Annotated in this window: 3 protein-coding genes; 1 reads left to right on the top strand and 2 read right to left on the bottom strand. The window is 70.8% G+C overall.

The features are described from left to right. Positions 1-332 precede the first annotated feature (332 nt). Both AB0C36_RS42290 and AB0C36_RS42285 read right to left on the bottom strand, forming a co-directional pair. On the bottom strand, positions 333-1790 hold the full coding sequence (locus tag AB0C36_RS42290; RefSeq protein ID WP_358364906.1) for an aldehyde dehydrogenase family protein: 1458 nt from the start codon (positions 1788-1790) through the stop codon (positions 333-335). A 192-nt stretch (positions 1791-1982) separates the two neighbouring features. Continuing rightward, positions 1983-2237, bottom strand: coding sequence for a hypothetical protein (locus tag AB0C36_RS42285; protein ID WP_358364903.1), 255 nt, complete (start codon positions 2235-2237; stop codon positions 1983-1985). A gap of 329 nt (positions 2238-2566) precedes the next feature. On the opposite strand from AB0C36_RS42285, the gene mfd reads away from it, so the two are divergent. Beyond that, positions 2567-6115, top strand: a complete 3549-nt coding sequence (gene mfd / locus AB0C36_RS42280) for a transcription-repair coupling factor (RefSeq protein ID WP_358364901.1) — start codon at positions 2567-2569, stop codon at positions 6113-6115. The last annotated feature ends 41 nt before the right edge of the window (positions 6116-6156 follow it).

Genomic DNA, 6156 nt, shown 5'->3' with positions numbered 1-6156 from the left:
CTCGCTTCGCTCCCTCCGACGCAGGAAAGTCTGCTTGGCGGCCTCCGGCCGCTCTCCTCGCTTCGCTCGTCGATCACACGGGGTGTTCCGACTGCTTCCGGCGGCCTCCGGCCGCGTGCGGGGTGGGGCAGGACCGCAGGCCGACCACGCGGTCCGCCTCCCCGGTGTCTTCGTGGCCCACGCGTTGGCGCGACGTGACGAACTCGATCGGACTCAGGTCGACCTCACGGGGTGGACGACCCACGCACACGAACCCCTCGACCCCATCCCCAAGCACGAAGGACCGCACCGGACTTGAATCCGGTGCGGCCCTCGGGTGGTTGCGTGTGGGGTCAGCCCTGCCAGACCAGCGACTGGATCTCGCTGTAGGCGTGCAGGCCGTACGAGCCGCCGTCGCGGCCGACGCCGGACTTCTTGAAGCCGCCGAACGGCGCCTCCATGTTGCGGCCGACCGTGTTGACGCCGACGCCGCCCGAGCGGAGGCGGCGCGCGACGCGGAACGCGCGCTCGGAGTCCGCGGAGAAGACGTAGCTGATCAGGCCGTAGTCGGAGTCGTTGGCGATCTTGACGCCCTCCTCCTCGTCGTCGAACGGGATGACCGTGACGACCGGGCCGAAGAACTCCTCGCGGGCGATGCTCATCTCGTTCGTCGCCTCGGTGAACAGCGTCGGGGCGACGAAGAAGCCCTTGTCGAAGTCGGGGCGCTCGCCGCCGACCACCAGGTGCGCGCCCTCGGCCTTGCCCTGCGCGACCAGGTCCTCCACGCGGCCGCGCTGCACCGCCGAGATGACCGGGCCGACCACGACGCCCTCGTCGGCCGGGTTGCCGACCTTGAGTGCCTTGGCGTACGCCTCCAGGCCAGCCACCAGCTGCTGGTACGCGCCGCGCTGCACGATCACGCGCGTCGGGGCGGTGCAGATCTGGCCCGAGTAGAAGCTCCACACGGTGCCGATGCCGGCGACCGCCGCGGGGATGTCGGCGTCGTCGAACACGACACACGCGCCCTTGCCGCCCAGCTCCATGAGCTGCCGCTTCATGCCGCGGCCCGCGGCCTCGGCGATCTTCATGCCGACCTGGGTCGAACCGGTGAAGCTGACCATGTCGACGTACGGCGACTCGACGGTGGCCACGCCGACGTCCGGCGCCGAGCCGGTCACGATGTTGAGCACGCCCTTGGGCAGGCCCGCTTCCTCCAGCGCGTTCGCCAGGCGGTACACCGCCAGCGGGTCCTGGGGCGCGGGCTTGACGACGCAGGTGTTGCCCATCGCGATGGCCGGGGCGATCTTGCCCGCGGTGTTGGCGAGCGGGTTGTTGTACGACGTGATGCAGGTGACGACGCCGACCGGCTGGCGGATCACCAGCGAGCCGAACACGCCCGCCTTGCTGAGCGCGGTGGCCGGGGCGATCGACGGCGGGAGCGCGCTCTCGACCGGCTCCAGGGCACCCTTCGCGTAGCGCTTGAAGCGCGCGTATGCGGTGCCGACGTGCATCATCATCGCGGTCTGCGGCGTCGCGCCGGACTCGGCCGCGGCCAGGGCCGGCAGGTCGCCGCCCTTGAACAGCAGGTCGGCGGCCCGGTCGAGGATCGCGGCGCGCTGCTCGGGGGTGGACTGCGACCACGACTCGAACGCCTTCGAGGCGGCCTCGGCCGCCGCGTGCGCCTGCTCGACCGACGCCTCGGGAGCCAGGCCCACGACCTCCTCGGTCGCCGGGTTGATCACCTCATAGTGGCCGCGGTCCGGCTCGACCCACTCGCCACCGATGAAGAGCTTCTGCGCCTCGCCACTCATCTTTTGCGTCGTCTCCCTCGCCCTGTACGCCCGTACGACCCGATGTGACTCTCAGTAATCCGACGCGTCGTCAGATTTCTCCGGTCTCATTTGATCCCCTACGCCTTGCGTTGCCAAGGGGCAAGACCGCACCGGCCAAGCGGCACTCGTCACACCGGGCCGCACGTACGCACAGAACGGGCGTCTTCGCGCCTACTTGAAGGGCTCCACGAACACCGCATCCGTCGTCTCGGCGGTGATCGCACGGTCGAACCACACGTTGAGCACGTCGAGGTCCCCGCACTCGAGGACGCGCTGCCGCTCGGCGTCCGACACAGCCACGCCGCGCCGCTCCAGCAGATGCAGCACCTTGTCGGCGGCGTCCATGACCTTGCCGTGGGCCTCGCCGATGAGCTGGTTCTCCTCGACGAGCGTCCCGCGCCCGGGGAAGAAGCTGCCGCGGTACATCAAGTCCCTCCAGAGGGCTCGCGCCGGGGTGTTGTCCAGCCCGACTTCCAGGAACTCCGAGTAGTAACCGAGGACGTCCGTGTCAGCGCCACGCAACGCCTGCGCGCGAAGTGACCATGGGGGAACGGTAGGTAGTGGGGTGGCGGGGGTGGCGTGAATGGTGGGGGTTCACTCGTTTGGCCTAGTGGGGGGTGGGGGAGCGGGGGGCGGGGGCGGCTGTCCGGCAGGTTTTCGGTGGGCCGCGTACTCTTGGGGGAACCCCGGTCCTTCTCAGGCCGGGGCGTTCCGCGTTGCCCGCGCGTCGCTCGTCCGGAGGATCCGCGCATCTCATGAGCCTTACCGGTCTGCTTGATGTCGTCGTCACCGATCCCGCCCTCGCCGAGGCCGTCGAGGCCGCGGCGAGCGGTGGGCGTACCCACCTCGACCTGGTCGGGCCGCCCGCGCTGCGGCCGTTTGTGATCGCCGCGATCGCGGCCCGTGCCGGACGGCCGGTGCTGGCCGTCACCGCCACCGGGCGGGAGAGCGAGGACCTGGTCAGCGCGCTGGGGTCGCTGCTGCCGCCGGAGTCCGTGGTGGAGTTCCCCGCGTGGGAGACGCTGCCGCACGAGCGGTTGTCGCCGCGGTCGGACACCGTCGGCCGCCGGCTCGCCGTGCTGCGGCGGCTGGCCCACCCCGGCGCGCCGGACACCGCCGGAGGCCCGGTCAAGGTCGTCGTCGCGCCGGTCCGCAGCGTGCTGCAGCCGCAGGTGAAGGGCCTGGGCGACCTGGTGCCGGTGAGCCTGACCGCGGGCGCCGAGGCGGAGCTCGACGACGTGGTGGAGCGGCTGGCCGCCGCCGCGTACGCCCGCGTGGACCTGGTCGAGAAGCGCGGCGAGTTCGCGGTACGCGGCGGCATCCTGGACGTCTTCCCGCCCACCGAGGAGCACCCGCTCCGCGTGGAGTTCTGGGGCGACCAGGTCGAGGAGGTCCGCTACTTCAAGGTCGCCGACCAGCGCTCGCTGGAGGTCGCCGAGGGCGGCCTGTGGGCGCCGCCGTGCCGTGAGCTGCTGCTCACCGCCGACGTGCGCGAGCGCGCGGCCGTGCTGCTGGAGGAGCACCCCAACCTCGCGGACATGCTCGGCAAGATCAGCGAGGGCATCGCGGTCGAGGGCATGGAGTCGCTGGCGCCCGCGCTCGTGGACGACATGGAGATGCTGCTCGACGTGCTGCCCGCGGGTGCGCACATCCTGGTGTGCGACCCCGAGCGGGTGCGGACCCGGGCCGCCGACCTCGTGGCGACCAGCCAGGAGTTCCTGGACGCGTCGTGGGCCGCCGCGGCCGGTGGCGGCGAGAGCCCGATCGACCTGGGCGCCGCCTCGCTGCGCAGCCTCGCCGACACGCGCGAGCACGCCAGCGAGCTGGGCGTGGCCTGGTGGACCACGAGCCCGTTCAGCGCCGACACCGGCCTCGACGTGCGGCTGGAGGCCGGCACGGTGGCCATCGGGGCGCACGCGGTCGAGTCGTACCGCGGTGACTCCGCGCGGGTGCTGGCCGACGTCAAGGGGCGGCTCGCCGAGGAGTGGCGGATCGTCTTCGTGACCGAGGGTCAGGGCCCGGCGCAGCGGTACGTCGAGCTGTTGTCCGGTGAAGGCGTGACCGCCCGGCTCGACCCCGACCTGCCGACCGCGCCCGAGTCCGGGCTCGTGCACGTGACCACCGGGCGCATCGAGCACGGCTTCGTCTCGGACAGCCTCAAGCTCCTCGTGCTGACCGAGACCGACGTGTCCGGTCAGCGCAGTTCGACCAAGGACATGCGTCGCCTGCCCAGCCGCCGCCGCAACGTCGTCGACCCGCTGCAACTGCGTACCGGCGACTTCGTGGTGCACGAACAGCATGGCGTGGGCCGCTACATCGAGATGGTGCAGCGTACGGTCGGCGGCGCGCAGCGCGAGTACCTGGTGGTCGAGTACGCGCCGGCCAAGCGCGGCCAGCCCGGCGACCGCCTCTTCGTCCCGACCGACCAGCTCGAACAGGTCACCAAGTACGTGGGCGGCGAGGCCCCTTCGCTGCACCGGCTCGGCGGCGCCGACTGGCAGAAGACCAAGTCCCGTGCCAAGAAGGCGGTCAAGCAGATCGCGGGCGAGCTGATCCAGCTCTACTCGGCGCGCATGGCCGCGCCGGGGCACGCGTTCGGCGCGGACACGCCGTGGCAGCGCGAGTTGGAGGACGCGTTCCCGTACGCCGAGACGCCGGACCAGCTCTCCTCCATCGAGGAGGTCAAGGCGGACATGGAGAAGTCGGTCCCGATGGACCGGCTGATCTGCGGCGACGTCGGCTACGGCAAGACCGAGATCGCGGTGCGCGCGGCGTTCAAGGCGGTGCAGGACGGCAAGCAGGTCGCGGTCCTGGTGCCCACGACCCTGCTGGTGCAGCAGCACTTCTCGACGTTCGCCGAACGGTACGCGCAATTCCCGGTGAACATCCGGGCGTTGTCGCGCTTCCAGACCGAGTCGCAGGCCAAGGCCACGCTGGAGGGCCTGGCCGACGGCAGCGTCGACCTGGTGATCGGCACGCACCGGCTGTTCTCGTCCGACACCCGGTTCAAGGACCTCGGGCTGGTCATCGTGGACGAGGAACAGCGGTTCGGCGTCGAGCACAAGGAGCAGCTCAAGAAGCTGCGCGCCAACGTCGACGTGCTGACGATGTCCGCGACGCCGATCCCGCGCACGCTGGAGATGGCGGTCACCGGCATCCGCGAGATGTCCACGATCACCACGCCGCCCGAGGAGCGGCACCCGGTGCTGACGTTCGTGGGGCCGTACGACGACAAGCAGATCGCCGCCGCGGTGCGTCGCGAACTCCTGCGCGAGGGCCAGGTCTTCTACATCCACAACCGGGTCGAGTCGATCGACAAGGCCGCCGCGAAGATCCGCGAGATGGTGCCGGAGGCGCGCGTCGCGACCGCGCACGGGCAGATGAACGAGAACGCCCTCGAACAGGTCGTCGTGGACTTCTGGGAGAAGGAGTTCGACGTCCTGGTCTGCACGACGATCGTGGAGTCGGGCATCGACATCTCGAACGCCAACACGCTGATCGTGGAACGCGCCGACAACTTCGGCCTCTCGCAGCTCCACCAGCTGCGCGGCCGGGTGGGCCGCGGGCGCGAGCGGGCGTACGCGTACTTCCTCTACCCGCCCGAGAAGCCGCTCACCGAGACGGCCCACGAGCGCCTGGCGACCATCGCCCAGCACACCGAGATGGGTGCGGGCATGTTCGTCGCGATGAAGGACCTGGAGATCCGCGGCGCGGGCAACCTGCTCGGCGGTGAGCAGTCCGGGCACATCCAGGGGGTCGGGTTCGACCTGTACGTGCGCCTGGTGGGCGAGGCGGTGGCCGAGTACAAGGGCGACCAGGGCGAGGAAGTGCCCGAGGTGAAGGTGGAGTTGCCGGTCGACGCGCACATCCCGCACGACTACGTGCCGGGGGAGCGGCTGCGGTTGGAGGCGTACAAGCGCATCGCGGCGATCACCTGCGAGGACGACATCGCCGCCGTGCGGGACGAACTCATCGACCGCTACGGCCCCTTGCCGGTCCCCGTGGAGAACCTGCTGGAAGTGGCCAGGTTCCGCGCGCACGTTCGCAAGGCAGGGCTGTCGGACGTCACGTTGCAGGGCAACTTCGTACGCTTCGGCCCGGTCGACCTGCGCGAGTCGCAGCAACTGCGGCTCCAGCGGCTCTATCCGAAGACGCTGGTCAAGTCCGCCGTGCACCAGATCCTGGTGCCGAAGCCGATGACCGCCCGCATCGGCGGCCAGCCGCTGCGCGACACCGCGCTGCTCAACTGGGCGCGCGACCTGGTCGACGCGGTCATCCTGGAGCCGATCGCGGCGACGCGCTGATGTGGCAAACGTAGGGGGCCGCCGCGTCGCGACGCGGCGGC

Origin of the sequence: Streptodolium elevatio (assembly GCF_040649515.1) — a bacterium.
GTDB lineage: Bacteria > Actinomycetota > Actinomycetes > Streptomycetales > Streptomycetaceae > Yinghuangia > Yinghuangia elevatio.
The sequence above is the reverse complement of the archived record's forward strand: the minus strand, read 5'-3'. Positions and strand labels throughout refer to the sequence as shown.

Bases quoted from the DNA above. Each gene is read 5' to 3' on its own strand.
- AB0C36_RS42290 (WP_358364906.1), bottom strand. From the start codon at position 1,790: ATGAGTGGCGAGGCGCAGAAGCTCTTCATCGGTGGCGAGTGGGTCGAG.
- AB0C36_RS42285 (WP_358364903.1), bottom strand. From the start codon at position 2,237: ATGTACCGCGGCAGCTTCTTCCCCGGGCGCGGGACGCTCGTCGAGGAG.
- mfd (WP_358364901.1), top strand. From the start codon at position 2,567: ATGAGCCTTACCGGTCTGCTTGATGTCGTCGTCACCGATCCCGCCCTC.